This window comes from uncultured Thiodictyon sp. (genome assembly GCF_903828115.1).
In the GTDB taxonomy this organism is placed as follows: domain Bacteria; phylum Pseudomonadota; class Gammaproteobacteria; order Chromatiales; family Chromatiaceae; genus Thiodictyon.
In genome coordinates, this window is sequence record NZ_CAIKKU010000530.1 from 1 (window position 1) to 23074 (window position 23074).

23 protein-coding genes are annotated in these 23074 nt (G+C 67.5%); 10 read left to right on the forward strand and 13 right to left on the reverse strand.

What is annotated here, in order from left to right; genetic code table 11:
* Positions 1-281 precede the first annotated feature (281 nt).
* On the forward strand, positions 282-950 hold the full coding sequence (locus QZY48_RS19590) for a DUF2760 domain-containing protein (RefSeq protein WP_295434329.1): 669 nt from the start codon (positions 282-284) through the stop codon (positions 948-950).
* Entirely contained in the window at positions 947-2794 is a 1848-nt protein-coding gene (locus QZY48_RS19595) for an Hsp70 family protein (protein WP_295434331.1), read from the forward strand. Before QZY48_RS19590 ends, QZY48_RS19595 begins: the two co-directional genes overlap by 4 nt.
* A 257-nt stretch (positions 2795-3051) precedes the next feature.
* Here QZY48_RS19595 and QZY48_RS19600 read toward each other — a convergent pair whose 3' ends face one another.
* Both QZY48_RS19600 and QZY48_RS19605 read right to left on the reverse strand, forming a co-directional pair.
* The gene (locus QZY48_RS19600) at positions 3052-3597 is read right to left on the reverse strand and encodes a hypothetical protein (RefSeq protein WP_295434333.1); all 546 of its coding nucleotides are present in this window, start codon (positions 3595-3597) and stop codon (positions 3052-3054) included.
* Between the two features lie 11 nt (positions 3598-3608).
* A complete protein-coding gene (locus QZY48_RS19605) occupies positions 3609-4388 on the reverse strand; it encodes a hypothetical protein (protein WP_295434335.1) in 780 nt (259 codons plus the stop codon).
* A 294-nt stretch (positions 4389-4682) separates the two neighbouring features.
* Here QZY48_RS19605 and QZY48_RS19610 point away from each other — a divergent pair, with 294 nt between their 5' ends.
* Positions 4683-4868 (forward strand): hypothetical protein, encoded by a 186-nt coding sequence (locus QZY48_RS19610; RefSeq protein WP_295434337.1) that lies wholly within the window; start codon positions 4683-4685, stop codon positions 4866-4868.
* 33 nt (positions 4869-4901) lie between these two features.
* Positions 4902-5705, forward strand: coding sequence for a TIR domain-containing protein (locus tag QZY48_RS19615; RefSeq protein ID WP_295434339.1), 804 nt, complete (start codon positions 4902-4904; stop codon positions 5703-5705).
* Positions 5706-5719: 14 nt separating this feature from the next.
* Here the strand turns inward: QZY48_RS19615 and QZY48_RS19620 are convergent, their stop codons facing one another.
* The 3 genes from QZY48_RS19620 to QZY48_RS19630 form a co-directional block, all read right to left on the reverse strand.
* Complete coding sequence (locus tag QZY48_RS19620) at positions 5720-6481, reverse strand: hypothetical protein (protein WP_295434340.1); 762 nt, start codon at positions 6479-6481, stop codon at positions 5720-5722.
* Entirely contained in the window at positions 6478-8121 is a 1644-nt protein-coding gene (locus QZY48_RS19625) for an SUMF1/EgtB/PvdO family nonheme iron enzyme (protein ID WP_295434341.1), read from the reverse strand. Before QZY48_RS19625 ends, QZY48_RS19620 begins: the two co-directional genes overlap by 4 nt.
* 415 nt (positions 8122-8536) lie before the next feature.
* On the reverse strand, positions 8537-9751 hold the full coding sequence (locus QZY48_RS19630; RefSeq protein ID WP_295434342.1) for an FtsX-like permease family protein: 1215 nt from the start codon (positions 9749-9751) through the stop codon (positions 8537-8539).
* Positions 9752-9971: 220 nt separating this feature from the next.
* Here QZY48_RS19630 and QZY48_RS19635 point away from each other — a divergent pair, with 220 nt between their 5' ends.
* A complete protein-coding gene (locus QZY48_RS19635; protein WP_295434343.1) occupies positions 9972-10106 on the forward strand; it encodes a hypothetical protein in 135 nt (44 codons plus the stop codon).
* Here the strand turns inward: QZY48_RS19635 and QZY48_RS19640 are convergent.
* The 6 genes from QZY48_RS19640 to tssI all read right to left on the reverse strand — a co-directional run bounded on the left by QZY48_RS19640 (position 10100) and on the right by tssI (position 16387).
* Positions 10100-10588: a DcrB-related protein gene (locus QZY48_RS19640; protein WP_295434345.1), complete on the reverse strand. Its 489-nt coding sequence runs from the start codon at positions 10586-10588 to the stop codon at positions 10100-10102. The two genes, QZY48_RS19635 and QZY48_RS19640, sit on opposite strands and share 7 nt — an antisense overlap.
* 4 nt (positions 10589-10592) lie before the next feature.
* Entirely contained in the window at positions 10593-11372 is a 780-nt protein-coding gene (locus QZY48_RS19645) for a HEAT repeat domain-containing protein (RefSeq protein ID WP_295434347.1), read from the reverse strand.
* Between the two features lie 111 nt (positions 11373-11483).
* Positions 11484-12656 carry a hypothetical protein gene (locus QZY48_RS19650; RefSeq protein WP_295434348.1) on the reverse strand — a complete coding sequence of 391 codons (1173 nt, stop codon included), beginning with the start codon at positions 12654-12656 and terminating at the stop codon, positions 11484-11486.
* Between the two features lie 5 nt (positions 12657-12661).
* Positions 12662-13171, reverse strand: coding sequence for a peptidoglycan-binding domain-containing protein (locus QZY48_RS19655; RefSeq protein ID WP_295434350.1), 510 nt, complete (start codon positions 13169-13171; stop codon positions 12662-12664).
* A gap of 13 nt (positions 13172-13184) precedes the next feature.
* Positions 13185-13829: a peptidoglycan-binding protein gene (locus tag QZY48_RS19660; protein ID WP_295434351.1), complete on the reverse strand. Its 645-nt coding sequence runs from the start codon at positions 13827-13829 to the stop codon at positions 13185-13187.
* 215 nt (positions 13830-14044) lie between these two features.
* On the reverse strand, positions 14045-16387 hold the full coding sequence (tssI, locus tag QZY48_RS19665; RefSeq protein ID WP_295434353.1) for a type VI secretion system tip protein TssI/VgrG: 2343 nt from the start codon (positions 16385-16387) through the stop codon (positions 14045-14047).
* Between the two features lie 173 nt (positions 16388-16560).
* Between tssI and QZY48_RS19670 the strand changes: the two genes are divergently transcribed.
* The 3 genes from QZY48_RS19670 to QZY48_RS19680 are packed head-to-tail and all read left to right on the forward strand — an operon-like array spanning position 16561 to position 19523.
* A complete protein-coding gene (locus tag QZY48_RS19670; protein WP_295434355.1) occupies positions 16561-16944 on the forward strand; it encodes a PAAR domain-containing protein in 384 nt (127 codons plus the stop codon).
* Between the two features lie 50 nt (positions 16945-16994).
* Positions 16995-18128 (forward strand): methyltransferase domain-containing protein, encoded by a 1134-nt coding sequence (locus tag QZY48_RS19675; protein WP_295434357.1) that lies wholly within the window; start codon positions 16995-16997, stop codon positions 18126-18128.
* 42 nt (positions 18129-18170) lie between these two features.
* Complete coding sequence (locus QZY48_RS19680; RefSeq protein WP_295434358.1) at positions 18171-19523, forward strand: tetratricopeptide repeat protein; 1353 nt, start codon at positions 18171-18173, stop codon at positions 19521-19523.
* A gap of 59 nt (positions 19524-19582) precedes the next feature.
* On the opposite strand, the gene QZY48_RS19685 is transcribed toward QZY48_RS19680, so the two are convergent.
* Both QZY48_RS19685 and QZY48_RS19690 read right to left on the reverse strand, forming a co-directional pair.
* Entirely contained in the window at positions 19583-20329 is a 747-nt protein-coding gene (locus tag QZY48_RS19685; protein ID WP_295434360.1) for an RDD family protein, read from the reverse strand.
* Positions 20330-20762: 433 nt separating this feature from the next.
* Complete coding sequence (locus QZY48_RS19690) at positions 20763-21320, reverse strand: hypothetical protein (RefSeq protein WP_295434362.1); 558 nt, start codon at positions 21318-21320, stop codon at positions 20763-20765.
* Between the two features lie 265 nt (positions 21321-21585).
* On the opposite strand from QZY48_RS19690, the gene QZY48_RS19695 reads away from it, so the two are divergent.
* Together QZY48_RS19695 and QZY48_RS19700 are read left to right on the forward strand one after the other, a co-directional pair.
* Positions 21586-21822, forward strand: a complete 237-nt coding sequence (locus tag QZY48_RS19695) for a hypothetical protein (protein WP_295434364.1) — start codon at positions 21586-21588, stop codon at positions 21820-21822.
* 360 nt (positions 21823-22182) lie between these two features.
* Positions 22183-22962 (forward strand): IS4 family transposase, encoded by a 780-nt coding sequence (locus QZY48_RS19700; RefSeq protein WP_295434366.1) that lies wholly within the window; start codon positions 22183-22185, stop codon positions 22960-22962.
* Positions 22963-23074 lie beyond the last annotated feature (112 nt).

Genomic DNA, 23074 nt, shown 5'->3' on the forward strand with positions numbered 1-23074 from the left:
CCATCCTGGCCTGACGGTGTCGGGGCTGGAACAGTCAGGGCTGGAAGCCCTGACTACGCCGCCCCGCACGCTGGCCATCGAGCTAGCGGTCGAGAGGACTTTCATGTTCCGGGGTGGCGCGGGTGCCATGACCGTTAGCCGCGACGAGTCGCCGCAAGGGCGAGTGGCCGGAACCATGATCAGATGTCGCAAAAGCCCAGCGGGCTTGTGCGACCGCGGTATCATGCGCAGTCTGTCGCGGTGCCCGTCGCCGCCCCTCCCGGCATCCAAGAGGAACCCCTATGCCAGACCCCCAGTCAAGCCTTGCGCAGCGGCTGCACGCCGCCGCCCGGTCCTTCGTGAAGTGGCTCGTCATCGCCGCCAAGTGGACCGGCCGGATGCTCCGGCACCTTGGTATCGCCCTGCTGGTCTTCGGGCGCGCCCTGTACAACCCGGCGTTCGCCCGCGCCTTCAACCGTGGCTTCGACCCGACGTCCCCCCAGGGCGAGACCGGCGCGCTGCCCCCGGCGGCACCCGCCCCGCTGCCGATCAAGACGGTGCCGGCGGCCCCGCTGGCCACCCTGGACAAGGCCCCGCCGGATTCCGCCCTGCTGCTCCTCGGGCTCTTCCAGAAGGAGGCGCGGCTGGTGGACTTCCTCCAGCAGGACGTCGCCGACTATTCGGACCAGCAGGTCGGCGCCGCCGCCCGGGTCGTGCACCAGGGGCTGCGGCGGGTGCTGGACGACCATGTGACCATTGCCCCGGTGCGGACCGAGCCCGAGGGCGGCCGGGTCACCCTGCCGGCCGGGTTCGACCCGGCCGAGGTCCGCATTACCGGTCAGTTGGTGGGTGAGCCGCCCTTCCGCGGCACCCTGGTCCACGGCGGCTGGCGCGCCACCGAGCTGCACCTGCCCAAGGTGGTGAGCGGGCGCGACCTGGGCATCCTGGCACCGGCGGAGGTGGAACTGTGAGCGCGGCCCGCTATTGCATCGGGATCGATCTGGGGACCACCCATTGCGCCCTGGCCTACATCGACTCGCAGGAGGGCGACGGGGACACCATCGTCGATGCGATCCTGCCCATCCCCCAGCTCACGGCCCCGGGTGAGGTGATGGACCGCCCGCTGCTGCCGTCCTTCCTCTATCTGCCCCACCCGGAGGAGTTCCGGCCGGTCGACCTGACCCTGCCCTGGCCCAGTGACCCGAGCCGCGTCGCCGGTGACCTGGCCCGCGCCCAGGGGTCCACGACCCCGATCCGGCTGGTGTCGAGCGCCAAGTCCTGGCTCTGTCACCCGGATCTGGACCGGCGCGCCGCCTTCCTCCCGGAGGGCGCCCCGGACGAGGTGACCAAGATCTCGCCCTTTGCCGCCAGCGTGCAGTACCTCTCGCACCTGCGGGAGGCCTGGAACGTCGCCCATCCCCAGGAGCCGCTGGAGGCCCAGGAGGTCACGGTCACGGTGCCGGCGTCCTTCGACCCGGCGGCCCGGGAGTTGACCGCCGAGGCCGCCCGCGCCATCGGTATCGCCAACCTGGTCCTGCTGGAGGAGCCCCAGGCGGCGCTCTACAGTTGGGTCAACGACAGCCATGGGAACTGGCGCACCCAGGCGCGGGTCGGGGACATTATCCTGGTGGTCGATGTCGGCGGCGGTACCACGGACCTGTCGCTGATCGCGGTCACGGAGGAGGAGGGGGCATTGGAGCTGACCCGTATCGCGGTCGGCGACCACATCCTCCTGGGCGGCGACAACATGGATCTCACGCTCGCCCACCTGGTGCGCACCAAGCTCAAGGCCGACGGGGTGGAACTGGACCGCTGGCAGTTCCAGGCCCTGACCTATGGCTGTCGCCAGGCCAAGGAGACCCTGCTCGGTGACGCGGACCTGCGCTCGGTGCCGGTGGTGGTGCCGAGCCGCGGGTCGCGCCTGATCGGCGGCAGCATCCGCACCGAACTGACCCAGGAGGAGGTGACGACCACCCTGGTCGAGGGCTTCTTCCCCGAGGTCGCGGCCAACGCCCGGCCCATGACGCGCGCCCGCAGCGCCCTGACCCAGGTCAGCCTGCCCTACGCCCAAGACCCGGCCGTGACCCGGCACCTGGCCGCCTTCCTCGCCCGCCAGGCCGGCGCCACCGAGGACCTGAACGGCTTTGCGCAGCCGGCCGCGGGGGCGAGCTTCCTGCACCCCACCGCGATCCTCTTCAACGGCGGTGTCTTCAAGCCGGTGGTGTTGCAGGACCGGGTCATGCGCATCATCAACGCCTGGCTCACGGCCGAGCGGGCGCCGCCCGCGCGCCTCCTGGACGCGCGCGACCTTGATCTCGCCGTCGCCCGCGGCGCCGCCTTCTATGTCCACGCCCGCCACCACGGCGGGGTGCGCATCCGCGGCGGCACCTCCCACGCCTACTATGTCGGCATCGAGGCGGCGGCCCCCGCCATCCCCGGGCTCGACCCCGAACTGCACGCGCTCTGTCTCGTGCCCTTCGGTCTGGAGGAGGGGTCCGAGCCGGTCAGCCCGCCCCAGGAGTTCGGGCTGGTGGTCGGCGAACTGGTGCGCTTCCGCTTCTTCAGTTCCAACGTGCGCCGCGACGATCAGGTCGGCGAGCTGCTGGCCGACTGGCCCGCGGACGAACTGGCTGAACTCGAAGAGATCCAGACCGAACTGCCCGCCGAGGGCCGCAAGCGCGGCGAGGTGGTCCCGGTGCGGCTCCAGGCACAGGTGAGCGAGGTCGGCACCCTGGAACTGACGGCCATCCCCATCGCCGACGGCGCGCAGCGCTGGAAGGTTGCATTCAACACCCGCGGCACCGGCGTGGAGTAGCCGGGGCCGGGGCGCCGCTTGCCCGTGGGAGCGGCGTCCCGCCGCGACGCTTCGTTGTCGTTGTCGTTGTCGTAATCGGAGAATCGATGCAATTTCGAGTGCGAGAGAATCTGAGGCGCTACGATAACCTCGACAACGACAACGACAACGACAACGACAACGACAACGACAACGACAACGACAGCGACAACGACATCCGGCCTGCGTGCCCTCTCACCCCGATACTTCGCACCAGGCCCGCCGCGCCCGCCGGACGTTTAGAAAGACTTGCCGGAGACGGTCCCGACCAGGTCGTCGATCTGATCCAGGTCGCGCTGGATCGCCGCCGCGCGTGCCTTCAGGTCGCCGACCGGCTGCTGGTCCGGATGGACCCCGCGCAAGGCCCCCTTGGTGCGCGTGACCTGGGCCTGGGCCTGGTTGAGGCGCCGCAGTTGCGCGGACTGGCCGCCGGCGGTCCGCAACTGCGCCCGCTGTTGGGCCAGGCGCCGCTCCAGGTCGGCCAGGCGGGCCTGGGAACGGTTCAGATCCGTGCGTACCGCGGCGCGCTCCCGTTCCAGGTCCCGGGCCTGCGCCTGGAGTCGCTGCTGGGCGCTCAATTCCCCCTGGTAGGCCCCTTCGCGGTCGTCGATCCGGCGCTGGTAGCCGCCCCCGGCCAGACCCACGACACCGCTGACGAAGCCGCCCTGATGGGGGTCCTCGCTGGTCGCACAGCCGGCGAGCCAGAGCGCCGCTGCCATGCCGGCCACCCCGCGCGACCGGCCCGGGCGTCGGCGCGCGGCCTGCGTACTTTGGGTATCAATCACGATCAGGCCCCTCAAGCGACTGAAACATTTTGCGCAAGACTGTCGAGGGTCTTGAGGTTCTTGTTGTAGGTGTCGAGCTCGCGCTGCATCCGCGCGGTGTCGGTGCCCGGGTGGTCCTGGCGGAACTGGCGCTCGGCACCCTGGAACATGGTCTGCTTTTCGCGGGCGCCGCTGCTGGCCTGGGCGACGACCCGCTGGTTGTCGGCGAGGCGGCGGCGGGTGTCGGCCAACTGGGCCTGGGACGCCTGGCCCTTGCGCACCTGCTGCTCAACCGCGGCGAGGCGCCGCTTGTCCTCGGCGATGACCTGGCGCACGCTGACAATCAGTGACTGGGTCTCCTCGTTGGATTTGCGCACATCCGCGATCATGGAGTCCAGTTGATCCTCCTTGCTCGAGTACTGCTGCTGTTTGTGGGCGATATAGACCCCGGCGAGTCCACCCACGGCGCCGCCGATCAGGGCATCCCTCACCACGTCTTGCGCCCGCTCGCGGCGCAGCAGACCGTACAGGGTGCCGGCACCGGCGCCGATCAGCGCCCCTTCCCAGACCGTTTTCTGGAAGGCCCGGCTCTGCTCGCGCAGGCGCCGCTCGGCCGGGGTCAGCGACGCGTCGGCAGTGTCGTCCGTGGGCGTCCGGCTGGCTTGAGCGCTGCCGAGGCTCGGGAGCCAGCCGGACGCGGCCCCCGCGGCCCCCTGGAGGTCGCCGGGTGTTACGCAGCCCGCGCCGGACAGCGCGGCCGTCAGGGTGATCAGCACGCGGCCGCCGAGGCGCATCAGCAAAGGTCGTCTCATTTCTGGTACCTCGTCAGGATTTGTCCCAACAACCGCTGGGGTGGGTTGCCGATTGCACGGCGTACTCTTTAAGGGTGGATAATACCCGAGCACTTGAGGTTTACGGCGGTCGGTCGCGGTCGGCCACCGAAAGCCTTGACGTCAGTAGGGGAGTCTTTATACACTTGGTCCGGGCTTGGACCGGCAGCGCGGCGACCGGCCCCTGACGCGGCCCCCAGGATATTCGCTCGCCGGCGGACACGTCTCGTGCGATCATCCGGTTGCCATGGTTTTGCCAATACTACAGGGGTCATCATGAACACCGCTTGGGCACAGCAACCCAACAACTATCAGGAGATCGGATTCAGTATCGGTCCGCGGCGCGCGGCCGATAAACGCAAGCCCAATCTCTCCAGCCACCCGTTCGGTATCGGCGTGAAATACACCCGCGGGGAGGGTGATATCAGTGGCTTCGAGGTGAATTTCGGTTATCGCTTTTGACCCCGCCGCGGTCGCCATCGCAGGAATCCTGTCATGACGCAGATCTTCATCAGCCACTCCAGCAAAGACCTGGGATTCGTGCTGGCGTACCTCAAGCCGATCCTCACCGACGCCGGGATGCTCGCCTGGTGTTCCGGCACCGACCTGCGCGCGGCCGCCGATTGGGAAAAGCAGATCCGCACCGCCCTGGTCCAGACCGACTGGTTTATCGTCGTCCTGTCCCCGGACGCCCAGCAGTCGGAGTGGGTTCAGTCCGAGACACACTGGGCGCTCGAGCATCTGCGTGGTCGCGTCATCCCGGTGATGGCGCGCGCCTGTGACCCCTATGACCTGCATATCCGACTCGGCACCCTCCAATACATCGACTTTCGTGTCGATCCCGCGCTGGCCGCGGTCCGCCTGCTCGCCCTGATCAACGGCACGGGGCCGGACCTGGAACCCAAGACCCGGATCCCGGAGCCTGCCGCGGGTCTGGACCGAACCACGATCATCAGCACCGTCCGCGAGGCCGACATCAGGTTGTTCATCGAGTTGCCGAACGGCCCCGGTGGTGAGCGCCGGGTGCAGGTGCGGCGCTGCGCCATCATCGGGCGCGGGGACGATGCGGACCTTCAACTCGCCGACGATTGTGTCTCGCGCAAACATGCCAAGCTCACCGTCGTGCCTGGGGAGCCGGGCGTCCTCCTGACCCTGACCGATCTGGAGAGCGCAAACGGAACCTTCGTCAATGACCGCCGGGTCCTGTCCGAACAGCACCTCCAGGTTGGCGACCTCATCAGCATGGGTAACGCCCGGCTGCGCCTGCTTGCCATTGACGAGACCCGCCCGCGTATCTGAAGTCCGACCCGGGATCAGGCCTTCCCCATGCTTGCCGCCAGCGTGTCGAGCGTCTCGAGCTTGGCGCGATAGGTTGTGAGTTCCGCCGCCAGGCCGGCGGTTGTGACGCCGGGATGCTGCTGTTGGAAGCGGCTGGTGGCACCCGCAAACACCTGGTACTGGTCCTGGCCCCCCTGGGACGCCTTTTCAACCACCCGGCGATTGGCCCAGGCGTGACCGCGCTCTTGGAGCAGGTCCGCGTTGGTCGCCGCGCCGCGGGCCACCCGTTCCTGAACGGCGGCCAGCCGGCGACGGTCTTCGGCAATCACCGCGCGCACCTGGGAAATCAAAGCCTCAGTCTCCCGGTTGGAGGTCTTCACGTCGGTAATCATGGCGTTGAGTTGATCCTCCTGGTCGGCATAACGTTGTTGCAACTGGGCGACGTAGGCCCCGGCAATGACCCCGAGGTTGGCGCCAAGGACGGCCCCGCCGACCGCGTCCTTGGCGTCGCCGCCGGCCAGGACGCCGATCGCGGCACCGGCCACGGTGCCGATCAAGGCCCCCTCCCAGACCGTTCGATCGAACTTGCGGGCCTGTGCCCGCATGGCCGCCTCCTCAGCGCTGAAGGCGCCCTTGTAGCCGAAGTCCTCACCACACCCGCCGATCGGCAGCCCCGCGATCGTGAAGCAGCCCCCCACCTCGGCCGGCGGCTGATCGGTCCGGGTTTGCTCGCCGGGACCGCAGCCGGGGACGCTGAACGCAACGACGAGCACCAGTCCCAGCCTGGGTATGTTCAAGGCTGCTGCCCCGGCTCGAGCTGCAACAGGTCCTGCTGCCAGCGCGCCTTGTCGGCCGCCCCGCTGTCCCGATAGGCCGCCAGGTGACGGGCGAAGACCTGGGCATAGGGGATCAGGTAGGCGTTGTCCTTGGCCTTGAGTTCGGCCTCGACGACCTTGAGTTCGCTTGCGATCTCCCGCTCGCTGTAGTCCCGCGCGACGCTGACGACCATGTCCCCGTAGTAGGAGAGACTGTAGCTCATGCCCTGCTCGATCTCGGCGAGATTGAGCGTCCACTTGTCCATCTTCCCCGCGAGGGCGGCGCGCGCCTCGGCGACCAGCCGGGGGCCGTCGCGTGACCCCTGCGCCTGCGTGCTGAAGGCCGCGAAATTGTCCTGGGCCAGACGCATCAGGCCGCGCAGCACCTCGGCGCGCTTGGCATCCGTCACGACCCGCTTGCCCATGAAAGCGCCCATCCGCACCAGGGCGCGCACGGTGCGCTGGCGCGCTTCGTTGAGGCCGGCGTGGGCCTGTTCGACGTTGCGCTGGATGAGCTCCAGCCGGGTGCGCAGGGCCTCGTCCTGGGACTGGCGGGCGGCCTGCTGCAACTCGGCCAGGGCCTGGTCCGCGTCCGCCCGGACATCTCCGGTGCCGGTGAGGCTCGGCAAGCCGGACCAGGATTCCTTGATGGCGTCCAGACGCCCCGCGGAGACGATGACCGGGGCCGTCACGACCAACCGGAAGCCCAGGCTGTCCAGCGATTTGGCGCGCCCGGTGGCGGCGTTGAAATAGTTGTACTCCTGGCGTGCGGCGCTGCCCAGTTGACCCGGGGCGGTCAGGTAGTCCCCGCCGCGGCTGACGAATCCGCCGGCCTGGCCGTGGGGTCGGCCGCGCCGGTCCAGGTGGAAGGGGGCGAGCGTCATCTCTGCGGCGTTGCCGAGCACGTCATGGAGCCCCAGCGGGTTGGGCTTGAGCAGTCCCGCCGGGTGCAGTTCGCCGGCCGCCGAGCCGGTGCTCTCGTGCCAGGCGTAGCGGGCCAGGTCGGCGTCCGGCATGGGGAAGAGGGGGGCCAGAAAGTCCGCCTCGTCCACCACCAGGCCGCCGCGGGCGGCGAACTCCCATTCCTCTTCGGTGGGCAGGCGCAGGAAGCCGGGTTCCTGGTCCTCGCGCGGCAGGGCGGCGGGGGCTTGGGTAAGCAGCCACTCCGTATAGCGGCGCGAGAAGTCCACCGCGTCGAACCAACTCACGGCGGTCACCGGCAGGCGCCCGCGCATGGACGGCGTGGGGCAGGTCGCCGCGGTGAGGGCGGCATACTGGTCACGGGTGGTCTCGTATTTGGCGATGTAATAGCGCCGCGCGGCGGCGCCCGGCTCGCTGAAGGCCCCGGCCAGGTGACTCAGCCGCCGGCCCTCCTTGTAGCCGCGTGCAGCGTCGGCCTGACCGAGTTCGACCGGGCGGTCGTCCAGCAGTCCACTGCCCGGGATCGCGACCGGCCGAAAGGCCATGGCGCCCCCGCAGGCCAGGGGCAGGATCAGGTCGTCCGCCGCCGGGGCCGGGTTGTAGAGCTTCTCGGGCCAGGTGATCTGGGGTCCCGCCGCGGGCGCGGGCGGTTGCGCCAGGGCCGGGGTCAAACCGAACCACAGGGCGGCGAGGGCCAGCAAGAACTGTGTCCGCAAATGAACGCAAATAAACGCAAATGAAGAAAGAGCGAGCGGCAATCCGCCGGCGCTTGAGCGTCCGCTCAGGGTTTGTGCTGAGTGATGAAGCGCGGCATGGTCGCTGAAGTACTGCATCCGCGTCGCCGCGGGGGGCCTGTTGCGCCGCCGTGCGTACGCCCGCGGAGGTCTTGATTTGCGTTCATTTGCGTTCATTTGCGGCTAAATAGGTTCATTAATATGTTAAGCAATTCCACTAGGGACTGCACTGTAGCGCCATTTTCGTTGTCGTTGTCGTAATCGAGGTTATCGTAGCGCCCCGGATTCTCTCGCGCCCCGAAGTGAATCGCTTCTCCGATTACGATTACGACAACGACAACGACAACGATTGGGTCTGACTGGTTCTTGACCTGTTACTTTGTCAGACATCGCGCAGACCTTCCGCGGGTTCGATGCGCGCCGCCCGCCACCCGGCCCAGGCGGCCGCCGCGGCGGCACCGAGCAGGGTCGCGGCCAGCGCGCTCAGCAGATGAGACGGCAGGAGCCGACAGATGGACTCACCGGCCTGCAGGCTGGCGGCGAACCAGGAATTGAGTGCGACGGCCACCGGCAGATAGACCAGGAGCGCCGCGCCCGCCCCCAGCAGGGCCACCAGCACCGCTTGGGCGACCGGGAACAGGATGAGGCTGCGGGTCGGGAAGCCGATCAGGCGCACCACCGCCAACTCCCGGCGCTTGCGCTCCACGTTGGCCAGCAGATTGGCCGCGAGCGAGGCGAGGAACCCCAGGCTGCCGATCAGTGCAATCAGCCAGAAGACCCGCGACAGGTTGCGGTCCAGGCCCTGCATGGCGGCGATCTCCACCGCCGCCGTGCGCACCTGCACCCCGTCCGCGGCCAGGTCCGCGGCGAGTCCGGCGACCGCGTAGATACTCGCGGCATAGAGCCGGAAGCGGGCGAAGCCGCGCGCCGTCGGCGCCGCCGTGCCCTCCCAACCCAGCGCGGGTACCGCCCGGCCGTCGCGGTAGTCCTCGGTGGCCACCAGCAAGGGCAGCGCGACCAGGGCCGCCTCCTCCCCCAGCGCGCCCTCCGGCAGGACGGCGCTGACGGCGACCTCCCACACCGCGTGCTCGTCGCGCTCGCCGCGGCGGCGGTCGATGCGCGCCACCAGGCGATCACCGGCCCGGGCCCCGAGCGTGCGGGCGGCACCGAAGCTCAGCGCCAGCTCGGCGAGCCCGGTCGGCACGGCCAGCCCGGCGGGGAGCAGTGGATCGCCCGCCCCGGTGGGGATCATGGAGACGACCTGCAGGTCTTGGCCGGTGCCCGGGTTGAGCAGCCGGCTGAGGCTGGCCGCGATGCGCCTGGTGTTGGGGACGAGGAAGGCGACATCGGGGCGGGCCCCGACCCGGTCGAACCATGCCTGGTCATACTCGCGGCTCCCCAGCGGCTGGACCTCCCGGTTGGCGGGGGACTGGACCAGCCGCTGGGCCAGGGTATCGACCAGCCCGAACTTGAGCCCGAACAGGATCAGGAGCGGGGCCAGCACCGCCATCAGCGCGAGTACGAAGCACAGCGAGATGCGCCGCTCATAGGCGAAGTCCCGGTAGGCCAGGCGCAGGATCTCGGGGGTGGCGCGCATCGGTTGCCCTTGCGTCAGCAGCCGGCCGCCGGGACCGCGAAGCGGGGGTCCCGATAGCAGCCGGACGATTGAACAAGTAGGTAATATAAGTTAAACAAGTCCATTAGGGAATGCCTTTGGCACCGTTGTCGTTGTCGTTGTCGTAATCGTAATCGTAATCGAGGTTATCGTAGCGGCCAGAGGATTCTCTCACACGCCAAATTGCATCGCTTCTCCGACAATGACAACGACAACGACAACGACAACGACAACGACAACGACAACGACGACGACGACGACAACGACAACGACGACGACGACGACGACAACGACAACGATTGTCCTCGTGTTTAACCTATTCTTGGGTCGTTACTGATCCTGTCTATGTCCCAAATCAAATGCCGATTCTCGACTGGTCGGCGGATCTGGGCTGCGTGGCACGAAGCTCAGGATGGCCCGGTTGAACAGGCCCTCGTTGGACTCGAAGCTGTCCGCGGTATCGGTCGCGGTGAGGCACCAGAGGTGCTGCGGCTGACCGGCGCCATCGACATAGACCAGGCGTTGGCGCAGGCGCGCACCCGGCTCGCCGGACTCGACGAGCAGGTCGAGCGCCGCGCGGTCGTGCCACCGGCCCGCGCGGCGGCGCAGGACCTCGAACCCCGGGGTCGCGCCCTTCAGCAGCGCCACCTGCCCGTCGACATAGTCCGCCAAGGGCCGCGGCGTCCCATGACGCTCGCTGCGGATGACCAGGGTCGGGGTAAATGGCCGTCCTTGAGGAAACGCGAAGGCATACACGGAGGCGTCGACAGCGTCATCCGGAAGGTCGATTGCGAACCCCGCGCCGAGATAGGTGGGCATGGGTCTATTCCCGCAAGAGCGATGGTGCGATCCGGCGCACCTCATCGAGCTGCGCCGCGCTGTACCTGGTCGGCAGCGCCGCTGCGAACGAAACCTGGGCCCGGGTCATCCGGATGATGGCGCCCGCCGCCAGGTCGCAGACGCGCATGAACCTGGGCTGATCGGGCGCGATCTCCAGGTTGAGGAAGATGGCGTCGTCCTGGTCGTCGAGCATCCCGCTCAGGGTGTCGATGACCCAGCGCCGGCCGATGTACTCCAGGAGCCGAATGATCTCCACCCGCTCGCGCCCGCGCGCGGCGTCGACCCGCCGCCCAAAGGCCGCCTGCGCATCCGGATTGCCGGTCCGGGCGAGGGCGGCGAGACAGCCGGTCTTGGCCTCCTCGACCCGCTCACCCTGGCACCGGGCGGCGAGCCTGGCCAGGTCCTCGTCGCTCACCGGTGTGCGCCCGAGCGCGAGCGAGAGCAGGCGGCGCGCGGTGGGGTCCGGTGCACGCTCGAGCGCGGCGAGCAACCGCCCGGCCTCGAGCTGGTCGGGGTAGCGTTCCAGTTGCTCGATCGCCTCGCGTGCGACCATGCCGTCCGCGTCGGCCGCCGTCAGCAGCAGCGCCGCGAGCGCCGGGGGCTGCGGTAGTTCGCCCAAGGAGCGCACGGCAACGATGCGCACCCAGGGGTCCGGGTTGCCGAGCAGCCGCGTCAGTTCCGGCACCGCGACCGACCCTTGCTCGCGCGCGATGGCCGAGGCCCGCAGGTCCCCGTCGAGCACGGCAGTCGTCAGGTCGGACATCTCGGTTTCCCCCCTGCCGGCGCCGCCGACAGGCCAATCGCAAACAGAAGCCAGGCGGTCGCGGCCGGCGCGCGTCCCCGGTGTCGGGTCGCTAGTCCCGGCCCGGCCGGGTCAGTAGATGGTACCGGTCTTGACATAATTGCGGGCGAGCACGCCATGGGCGTCGCGGCCGGCCTGGTCGCGTCCGGTGCGTACCTCCTTGAGTGGGATCAGGGCACCGCGAACCTCGGCCCCATAACCGACGTCGTCGTAGTCGGCCCAGGGCGGGGCATCATAGGGTGGGCGTGCGGTCTGCGTCCAATTGTGCATCAAGAGGCGCATGGACCAGGTCTCGTACCTGGCCCAGGGCCAGCCGGCGGGGGGCAGGGTGCCGGTCGTGGGCCCGTCGCTCGGGTGCCAGAGCGAGAACAAATGCCCGAGTTCGTGGGCCAGGTCGTTCGCCCCCCAGGGGCTCGTCCGCCCGCCGCCGCAGACCTCGCCCAGATAGACGCCCGGCTGGAGTCCGGCGTACCCGGGCACGTTCGTGACGACGCTGCGACTCAGGCCCACACCGCAGGCACCGAGGACCTCGCGAACGATATAGACGTTGATCGTGCCCGGGTTGAAGTTGGCCGCGGTGAGGCGGCTGAAGTCGTCCGGGAAGCGGAGCAGATTGGCGCTCGGGAGGTTGACCGACCAGGCCCGCGCGGCCTGCACCGCCAGGCTGATCCCGCAGCAGGCCCAGATCGCCTTGGTCTGGGTCATGAGCGCCTCGAGGTCGATGGCAGGGGCCACGCCCCCGCTGCCCGCCGGGTTGTTGATGGTAACGAGATGGGGCGTCACGGCGACGGGCAGCGGGCTGAACACATAGACAGTGAGCACGCCGAGGATGGGGCCCTGGTCGCTCTGGAACCGCACCTGGACCTCGGCCGACTTGGGGGTGGTCCCGGTGTAGGACTGGCCCTTGAGTGCGATTGCGGTGTGGGCGCCGGCGGCCACCGGGGTGCCCTTGGCGGGGGTCTCGACCGTCACCACGGTCTCGTCGCTGCTGACCAGATACAGGGGGGCGGCCGGGTCGATCGACGCGCGCACCAGCCGCAGCCGGATGCTCTGGTCCTTCTGTACCCCCACCACTGGGCCGCGCAGTTCGGGCGAGGCGCCGAGTCCGTTGACCGCCGGGACCTTGGCCGTGTGACCACGGTCGTCCAGGTCCGGCATGGTGCTGTCCGCCGCCCCCGTGGCCGCGCGCTCGAAGCGCACCGGGACCAGGCGCAACTCCTTGTACACTTTGGCATTGATGGCCATCGCCGCTACTCCCCGAAGACGGACTTGAGTTTGTTGTAGGTGGTCGCGCCGAGCTTGGTGTCGGGAAATCCGGTCCGATCGAGTCCACCGTCCGGGTCGAGCCCGTGGTCCGCCTGGAAGTCGAGCAGGGCGGCATCGGTGCGGGCATCGAAGGCCCCGGTCAGGTCGCCCGCGTAATAGCCGAGCAGCGTCAGTCGCTGTAACTGGCCCGCGATGTCCGTCTCCGGCGCGATTCCATTCAGGACCTCCAAGGCGTAGGTCGTGCCCAGGGTCTCGATCGCGACGGCGACCCGCCCGCCCGGGACCAGCACCTCGACACTGCCATCCGTCGCGAGCGTGCCGAACTGTGTGATCCGGCCGTCGATGCGCACCTTGTACTGCGGTGCAGCGCTGACGCCGCGCTGGCCCGCCTCTGCGATCTTACCCGCAAACCGCTGGAAATAGACCTTGACCCGCCTGAAGCGGAGTCGGTTCTTGTTCTGTTGGCCGTCGCCGGCCCGGCTCACGTCGGCCATGGATCACCCCCCGTTAAAAACCGTAGACGGCCCTGGCCTTGTCCTTGGTCGCAGCGTCGAGGCCTCCGCTCTCGGCAAGCCCGTGCTGCCTCTGGAAGGCCTTGATCGCGGCCTGGGACCGGTCATCGGTCGCGCCGTCGGCGAGGTTGTCCAGACCCAGGTTGTTGAGCCGCTCCTGGGCCCCCGGGAGCTCGTCGTGCGGGTCCAGAAAGCCGATCCGCAGCGGCCAGTAGAGTGCGGTCTGCTGCTCGTCGTCGAGCCATACCGTCAGTTCCCCCGCATCGGCATCGACCGCAATCTCGTGTTCGACGAGGCCATCGCCCCCGGTGCGGCCAGTGAAGACCTCAGTCCCCACCTCGAGGTGATAGTCCCGGCCCGCCACCGCGGTACCGTCGAACTCCTCGACCAGGAGGCGCAGGTGGATGCGCCGACCCTTGACCTTGAAGGTGCACGGCTGGCCGACCGGCTGGTCGGTCTGCCTCGCGGCCTTGTCCGGGATCCTGACGATATCGCCGGGATAGAGCAGGTTCGGATTGGGCCGCCTGGCCCGTAACGCCTGGTTGGAGGGGTCATGGTAAATCGCTTGCCAGTCGCGCAAGCCGTACTGCTTCGCGATACTGCTCACGCATTCGCCCTGACTGACTTGATGGATCAGCATACCGGTAGGTCCACATCGTCGTGACTGGATCGACCCGGCCGCCCCGCGGGCCGACCGGCCGGGTAAGGTTGTTGCGCCGGGATTATAGACCCGCGGACGGCAAGCGGTCGGCGCCAAGATCGACTCCTGTCAGGAGGGTTGGTGAGCGGGAGTGAAGTCCACCGAACCCCGCGCTAGCGTTGGTGGACGGCGCCGCCGCGCCCACCGGCACCTCCTCAGGAGTCCTCCCACGCGCCCTGATCGATCGCGGGGAAAGAGACCTGGCAGGGTCCGGACGCGTGGGACGCGACGGTCGCGACCCGCGCCTGACCGCGTTCGTCCAGGGTGCCGCTCGCCAGAGTGCCGTCGGGCAGGGTGATCTCGTAGGGCTCCCCGGGCACCGGCTTGCCGGCCTCGTCGACCAGTTCGATGTCGATCCACTGGGTGCTGTCCCCCCCGCCCGGGCCCGGCGCCCGGTATGGCTTGACCTGGACGCTGCCGTATTTGCCGGTCTTGCGCTGTCGTTGCTCGGCCTTGATCCTGGACACCTCACCCGGGTCGGCCTGGTCCGCCTCCGCCGCCGCGCTCGGCGCGAGCGGGGACACCGGCGTGCCGGGCGTGCCGGGGCTGGGCGGTGACCCGGGGCCGGAGGCGATGTTGATCAGGGCGCCGTCGATGACGATCAGTGAACCCTTGATGGTCACGCCGGACGGGTCGATCACGACCGCGTTGCCGCCGCACTTGAGGGTGATCCCGGACGAGGACTCGATGACGATGCCGAGCGCCTTCAGGAAGTACTGGGCGCCGGTCTTCTCCGAGTGATTGGCCTTGAATTCGTGCACCATGTCGCCGCTGACCTTGACCGTGCGGCCGGCGCTGACCGCGATCGCCTCCTTGCCCTTGACCCTGAGGTGACGGTCGCCGCCGATCTCTTCGAGATGGTCGGTCCCCACCTTTTCGTGGCGCTTGTTCTTCACCTCCTCCAGCTTGTCGCGCGTGACGATCAAGTGGCGGTCGTTGCCGATCCACTCGAAGCGATCGTGTTTGACTCGCAGGTCGAAATTCTTTTGCGCATGGATGAAGACCTGCTCCTCGCCCTGCTTGTCTTCAAAGCGCAGTTCGTTGAAGCCGCCGCCGCCCTTGCTGGAGCAGGACTTGATACCGGTCAGGGTGGCGTTGGCGGGCAACTCATAGCCGGGCATACAGTCGCCGTTGTAGACGCGCCCGGTCACGATGGGCCGGTCCGGATCGCCCTCGAGGAAATCGACGATCACCTCCTGACCGATGCGCGGCAGTGCCTGAGCGCCCCAGCGCTTACCCGCCCACACCTGGGCCACACGCACCCAACAGGAGCTGGTCTCATCGGCCTTGGAATAGCGGTCCCAATGGAACAGGACCTTGATGCGCCCGTGCTGGTCGACCCAGATCTCCTCGCCCGCCTTGCCCGCCACGATGGCGGTCTGGGGGCCGTGCACGATCGGCTTGGGGGTCACCCGCTCGCTGCGGTAGGGGACCGTGGCGGCGATGGCCGTGAAGTCGACCTTGACGTCGAGGCCGGTCTGTGCTGCCGCCGTCGTCTCGTAGTCGTCGCTCGCGATGCAGTAGTCGGTCGCGCGCAGCAGGTATTCCCGATTCTGATCGGCACGCGCAAACCCGGTGAGCGTAAAGAGCGAGCCGGCGGCCAGGGTGCGCACGTTGCCGCTCCCGCTGACCCGCTCCTGGCGGGCGCCCAACACCTCCATGCCGATGCGCGAATAATGGTCGCCGTCGCCGCGGTCGGTGTAGTTCCCCGGGTAATCGAAGACCTCCAGGTCGCCGCCATCATGCGGCCAAGGCTGTTTGGTGACGCTGTCGAGGTCTTTTTGAGGTACCTTGAAGTCGAAGTCTCTGAGCGAGTAGCCCCCGCTTTGCACCTGCCGGCCGATAGTGAAGTCGGAAATGGTCTCCTGTAACTGCTCGCGGTGGCGATCGGGGGGAAGATAGGTGACCGTGGCATTGCCGGGAACAGGGCCGTGCGAGCTGTAGGCGTCCGCGAGCACCAGGTTGTGCTTGCCGTTCTCATGGGTGAAATAATAGTAAATACCCTCCTGCTCCAGCAGCCGGCTGACGAAGTCGAAGGCCGTCTCGCGATACTGGACGCAATACTCCCGGGGGCGGTAACTGCCGCTGAGCGAGTCCTGGAAGGCGCCGCTGAAACCGGCATCCCGGAATACCTGCTTGACGATCTCGGGGACGCTCTGGTCCTGGAAGATCCGGCAATCGGCGGTGCGCGTCAGGAACCACAGCCAGGGCTTCAGGACCACCGTATAGAGCGCGTAGCGTCCGCTGCTGCCCTGGTAGCTCAGGTGGCTGACGTAGCCATTGAAATAACGGGTGCCCGCGTCGGCCAGGGACAGGCGTACCGTCATGTTCTTGCCGAGCAGATCGTCGAACTTGAGCGCGTGCTGTTCGCTCAGCAACTCGAGCCGAAACTCGAACAGCCGGCCAAGCTCCTCGTGGGCGAGCAGGCGCCGGAACAGGAGCACATCCTCGCCCAGGGGCGAGCTGACGGCGACTTGGCGAGCGGCTTGAGTTGGCACGCGGGTCCCTCGGTCCACTGAATCGGTGCTACAGTCTAGAAGATTTCGGCCCGGCGGCCTACCCGCCGCGGCACCGGGGAGGGCCGGGCCTTGCGTCCGCCCGCCGGGCGAGAGGCCCGCCCCCCGGGCCGCGGATCATCGTTTCTGCACCGTCATTCAGCGCGGAGGTTCACATGCCCTTTGCCGCTCGCCTCGGCGACCTGATCAGACAGGATGTCCCCCATTGCCATGCCCCGATCCATCCGCCGGGGCCCTCGCCCACGCCGATGCCGCATCCGGCACTGCCCCTGGCCATCATCACCGGGTGCCCCCAGGTCATGATCGGTTTGATGCCGGCCGCCCGGGTCTCCGACCAGTCGCTCCCCTGTATGCTCCCGTCCTGCGTGCCGGCGGGTCCGGGGGTGATCGCGAAGGGGTCGACCAAGGTGACGATCGGGTTCCTGCCCGCGGCGCGGGTCAACGACCCCACGGCCCACGCCACTTGTGTCGCCCCCATCCCCAGCCCCACCGGCAAGGTGCTGCCGCCCTGCTGCACCAAGGTGAATATCGGTGGCTGACCCGGCCCTCGGCCCGGCGCCCGGCCCCGGGACGCGGTAGGGCGCCGCCGATGCGCCGCGGCCACTTTGAACTGTTCCGGCCGGTGTGCCCCTATTGCCTGACCGCACGGGGCGCCCTCGCGCCGCTCGTGATCGGGCAGGTGCTGCACGAGGAGGCCGGGCACATCATCGAAGGCGTGCTGCACTGCGCCGATCCAGACTGTTTCCTCGAATACCCGATCATCGACGCGATCCCCTTCCTGGTCCCGGACCTGCGCCGCTTTCTCAGCGACCACCTCTTTCAGGTGTCCATGCGCGAGGATCTCAGCGCGACCATCGAGGGACTGCTCGGCGACAGTTGCGGCCCGGGGAGCGCCTTCGACGCCACCCGGGCGCAGTTGAGCAGCTACGCCTGGGGCCACTACGCGGACCTGGACCCGCTGGAGCAACCGGACGGGGCCCCCGGCGGCTCGCTCCTGGACTGTCTGGCGCAGGGGCTCGCGCTGCTGTCCGCGCCGCCCGCGGGACCGGTCCTGGATCTGGGTTGCGCGGTCGGGCGTACCAGCTTTGCCCTGGCCGCGGCGACCGGCGGACCCGTGCTCGGGGTGGATCTGAACGTCGCCATGCTGCGACTCGCCCAGCGGGTGCTGCGCCACGGCGCGGTGCGCTATCCCCGGCGCCGGATCGGTATCATCTACGACCGGCGCGACTTCCCGGTCGACCTGCCCGGCGCCGCGGCGGTAGACTTCTGGGCCTGCGACGCCCTGGCCCTGCCCTTCGAGCCGCACCGCTTCGGGCTGGCGGCCGCGCTGAATGTGCTCGACTGCGTCGCCTCGCCGCGCGACCTGCTCCAGGGCCTGTCCCGGGTCCTGACGCCGGGCGGCGACCTGATCCTTTCCACCCCCTACGATTGGTCCCCGGCCGCGACCCCGCTGGAGTGCTGGATCGGCGGTCACTCCCAGCGTGGGCCGACCCGCGGCGACCCCGAGCCCTTCCTGCGCACCCTGCTGACCCCTGGCGCACACCCGCTGGCGGTGCCCGGGCTGTCACTGGTGGGTGAGTGCGAGTCGGTCCCCTGGCAGGTGCGGCTGCACGCGCGCAGCCGTGTCCATTATCGCAGCCATCTGGTCGCCTTGCGGGCCTCGGGCGCGCAGGACCCGGCGCCCCAGGGCGGGGGGCCAGCCGCCAGTGAGCGCGAGTGTTGATCCGGTCTATTTCTGAATCGCATCGGAGCCTCTTGATTCACTATGACATCCGTCCCCGAACCCCCCCGCGAGATCGATCTGCGCCAGCCCCTGGCCATTGAGGATGCACTGCAGGTCGCGACGCAACTGCACCGCGCCGGCCATCACGCGGACGCGCAGGAGATCTATCGGCGCGTGCTCGCCCTGGCGCCGGACCACCCGGACGCGCTGCACTTCATGGGCGTCCTGGCGCACGACCAGGGGCGGGACGAGGAGGCGCTGCGCCTGCTTGCCCGCTCGGTCGAACTGGTGCCCGATCATGCCGGGTTTTGCAGCAATTACGGCAATCTACTCCTCGACAACGAGCGTTTTGAGGACGCGGAACGGCAATACCGCCAGGCCCTCGTGCTCGACCCCGATCGTCCGGATGCGCTCCACAACTATGCGGTGCTCTGCAAGGCACTGCGCCGCTACCCCGAGGCGGAACGCCGCCTGCTGCGTGCCATCGAACTGGCCCCGGACTTCAGCGAGGCCAGGAATACCCTGGCCGGTCTCTATTTCCGGCAGGGGCGGATCGAGGAGGCCGTCACCCAGGCGTGCGAGGCCTTGGTGCGCGAACCGAGCAATGCCTTTACCCGCGAGATGCTGGGCAACGCCCACTGTCGGTTGGGACAACCCGAGCGGGCCGCACAGATCTATCGGGAGTGGCTGGCCGAAGATCCCGACAACCCCAAGGCCCTCCACCATCTGGCGGCCTGCACCGGGGAGGGCGTTCCGGCGCGGGCCTCCGACGCCTATGTACAGTGTATCTTCGACCATTTTTCCAAGAGCTTCGATTCCCGGCTGGCGCTCCTGGAATACCGCGCACCCACCCTGGTCGGCGCGGCCGTCGCGGCCCGCGTGGGCGAGCCCGCGGCCGACCTCGACGTGTTGGACGCCGGCTGCGGGACCGGCCTGTGCGCGGCGCTGCTCAAACCCTTCGCCCGGACGCTGACCGGGGTCGACCTCTCCCAGGGGATGTTGGGCAAGGCGCGCGGGCGCCGGGTCTACGACGCCCTGCATCAGGCGGAACTCTGCGCCTATATGCTGCAACACCCCGGGGGCTATGATCTTATCGTCTGCGCGGACACCTTGGTCTACTTCGGTGCACTGGATGAGGCCATGGCGGCGGCCGCCGCCGCGTTGCGTCCGGGCGGCTGGCTGTGCTTCACGGTGGAGGCGCTTGGTGCGGGCGAGACGGCGGACTATCGCTTGCAGCACCACGGCCGCTATGCCCATTCCCGCGCCTATCTGGAGGCGCTGTGGGGGTCGTCGGACCTTGCCGGACTGCAGTTGGAGCCGGTGGTCTTGCGCCTGGATGCCGGGGAGCCCGTCGCCGGCTGGCTGGTTCTGGCCCAACGGCCAGGCAGCCGCTAGAACCGCAGTCCAAAGCTTCAGCCATGGCGAGGGTCGCACCGGGCGCAGGCCTGGGGCGCCTATGGGTCCTTCACCCGTCGCCGGGACCCGATCAGGCGCCCTTGCCAGCCAAGAACGATCGACGCCACCACGCCGGCGATCCACAGCACGGACAGCACGGCATTCAATGCATCTTCCGCACTGGAGCAGCGGCCGGACAGGCCGCACCGCTCTGAGATCAAAGATGCCGAGACGATGGCAATAGCGAGAAGACCCAGAACGTTATAAATGACGATCATCAGAATCCGCCGTGCTCGCGAGGGGTAGAGATACCCATGCTCCTGCTGCTCTACCCGTCGTTCTCCGAGCACTTCATGTGCCGGCAGTTGCTCCGGATGTTTCAGCACTACAAGCGATCCGACCAGCACATCATGAATCGCCTGATGCTGCCTGGTCAGCAGGATGGAGGCAAGAGAAAACAACCCCAATAGCGTTTTCGCGAGAAAGCGCACCCCGGCCGCAAAAATTCCGATATTGCCGCCGCTGCGCCTGTTCACCACGCGGAGACCTAACAGGTGATGTGCCAAAGTACCACCGGTGACAGATACCAGAAAGGGCTCCAGCATAAACACCACCAGAGCCGCCGTGCCTGCCGCGTAAACGCCATGCAACCCAAGCTGCGGCGCCAGGATTAATGCTCCGATCGCCGAGATAGGCACGATCAAGCCGTCAATCAGCAGGGCCTGAAGACGCCTTGAGATTCTTGGATAGCCTATTCTTTCGTCCAGCGCCTGGGCGCCTGTGTGCGGTCGCGGTGAATGAGCCAACGGGAACCTCTCTTATGGCTGAACCAAACGCGCCGCCGGCCTTGGTCCGAATCCCGGCGACTGGGAGCGCCGCACCCCAGTGCGGCGTGATCTCGCGATCCACCGATGCGTTGCGTGCTGCGGACCGGCCGGGCCGCACTGGGGTGCGGCGCTCTCAGTTGGTCGGCCTGAACGAAGGCCAACCGACCCAGCGCTGGGGCCGGAACGATGATCAAGGCCCCTGCGCCGGTAGGAGCGTCCCCCCGGCCGCGGCGGGTTCCGGTCTCCTGTCGTCGCGCCGGGGTCAATTATCCCCCGGAGAAGACGCAGCCCGGTACCGCCGTTCGGGCATGCCGGGGGCAAAGCCCGCCCGCGGCTCGCCGTCTGTTGCCGAGGGCGGACACCGTGGGCCGTAATATCCCCGATTGCCCGACCGGAAGCCTGCTCCGGATGGTCAGTCCAGGAGATCGGAAAGACCAGAGTTGTCTGCAGGGGTCGGTGCAGTCCGTCTCGCGTTACCTTCTTTGTCAAACCGCCAGATCTGTCCTTCAAAGCCGTCAATTACGCCGCCTTTAAAAAGAAACTGGTAGTCTGCGACACTCGTTTTCTGGTCGGTATCCGCGGCGTAGACGACCGCTTCGGCAGCCTTTGCCATCTTCTTGCAAAAACGTTGGCCGCTGCTTCCCGCTGCGGCTTGGCAGGCGTCGATATAGATACGCTCAACCACCCCTCGAATGATAGTGAAATGTTTGAGATCATCGATGCTGATGCCGGTGCCGAGGCTGAGTCCGGAAAAAGCCCCGCCAGCACTACTCACAACCCCATGACAGTGGATGACTAATCCCCGAATCTTTCCACCGGGAGCCCCCCCGGCGATTAACTTGACATTCGTTAGAAGCCAAAACGGCTCGTCACCTTTCTGAACGATACGTGTATTAAACATTCTAGGAGCGGCCGCTGCATCAAGGGCGACATCGTTCAGCGCCATGTTTGGGAAGGGTATCTTTATCATTGTCGGATCTCGCAATCGCATGTTCCACAACCATCCATGTTCGTTGCACAAAACAAGGACTCTGCCGCGATCCTACGCTGCCGCCGTCGGGGCGCCTCTCGCCCCACGCCACCGGGACCTTCCTGCACTGAGGTCGGTATTGATGCTCTGCCGGCCATTATAGGTCTGGGCCTGCGGGACCCTGCGTGTGCCTTCCCGGGTCGTCTCCGCGGGGCAGCGGACATCCGTAAAATAGGCTTCTCCGTTGGCGTCCCGACAGACAATCATGTTCTTTGCGGCATGGGCCGCGGGGGCCACCATGGTCAAAGCGAATACCGCCGCGGGCAGCGAATTTTCCATGGTCTCGATCCTCTATTCGATCTGCGTGCGTTCCGGCCGCGCCGGGCGGCGGTCCGGCGTCTTTGCCTTCCATACGGGACGGTTCGACGAGGCCCGACGACGTGCTGCATCATCGGCAATTGCAGCAATGTTTCCGCCGAACCGCTCCGAGATTTCCTCGTGAGTCCGATGAATTTGATCGAAGTGACATGATTTCGTTGGTGAGCGTTTCAACCTCAGGTGAATGAGGGAGCATATGGAATGCCATCGCGCGACTCAAGTCCGGCTTCCGCGAGACTTAGGCTTGCGGCTGCGGCTTCATCAATCATATAGATGCAGAGTAGGGTAATCAGAGGGTAATCAGGGACTGGGTAATCAGGGACTGGGTAATCAGGGACGGGTAATCAGGGACAGACCCTGAGGTATCCCCAGAACATCTATTTATAAAACAAGAGGTTGCGAGCCTCTTGCGAGGCTTGGAATTGAGCATGCATGGGGCTATATGGTTACCCGGTAAGCAACCAAACCCGCCAGGAACCGCCCCATGCACGCGATCACCATTTTACGCCAATGTCTGAGCCCGTTGCTAACGCACATTCATGCGCGCCGCCTGGCGACGCTGTTCGAGGCGGTCGCCTCGTGCATCGTCGGACCCCGGCTGACGCTCACCGACGTGGGTCGGCGCTTCGGGGGCGACGCATCGCTCCGCCACAAGATCAAGCGGGCCGATCGGTTGCTCGGCAATACGCACCTGCACCGCGAAGCCGGCTCGATCTATACGGCGATGACCCAGGTCGCCGTGGCGCAAGTGCGCGAGCCGGTGATTATTGTGGACTGGTCGGACCTGAAGGAGGATCAATCGCTGCAGTTGCTGCGTGCCTCGTTGGCGGTCGGCGGGCGCTCGCTGACGCTCTATGAAGAAGTCCATCCGCAGCGCGACCTCGGCAATCGCCGCGTACAACACCGTTTCCTGCAACGTTTGGCGCAGCGATTGCCCGCGGGAGCGGCGCCGATCATCGTGGCCGATTCGGGATTCAAAGTGCCGTTTTTTCGCGAGGTCGAGCGCCTCGGCTGGCGTTGGGTCGGGCGGATTCGCGGGCGCGATTACATTCGCCTGAATAAGCGATGGATCGGTTGCAAGACATTGTTTCAAAAGGCGACCGAAACGCCGACAGCGCTTGGCGAGGGCGATTGGGTACGCAGCAATCCGCTACGCGCACTCTTTATCCTGGTACGCCGCGCCAAGCAGGGCCGCAGCGCGAAAACCGCCAATGGAAAGCGCTCGCGGTCGAAAAAGAGTCTCCAGGCGGCACGCGCTGTCTGATGTCAACTATCTTGGCCGGTCGATGACAATTATCTTGGCCGGTGGTGGGGCCTGAGCGATAGGGCCAGTGAGTGCGGTAGGGCTGAGGTGGTGGGCGCCCCTGGCGGGGCCG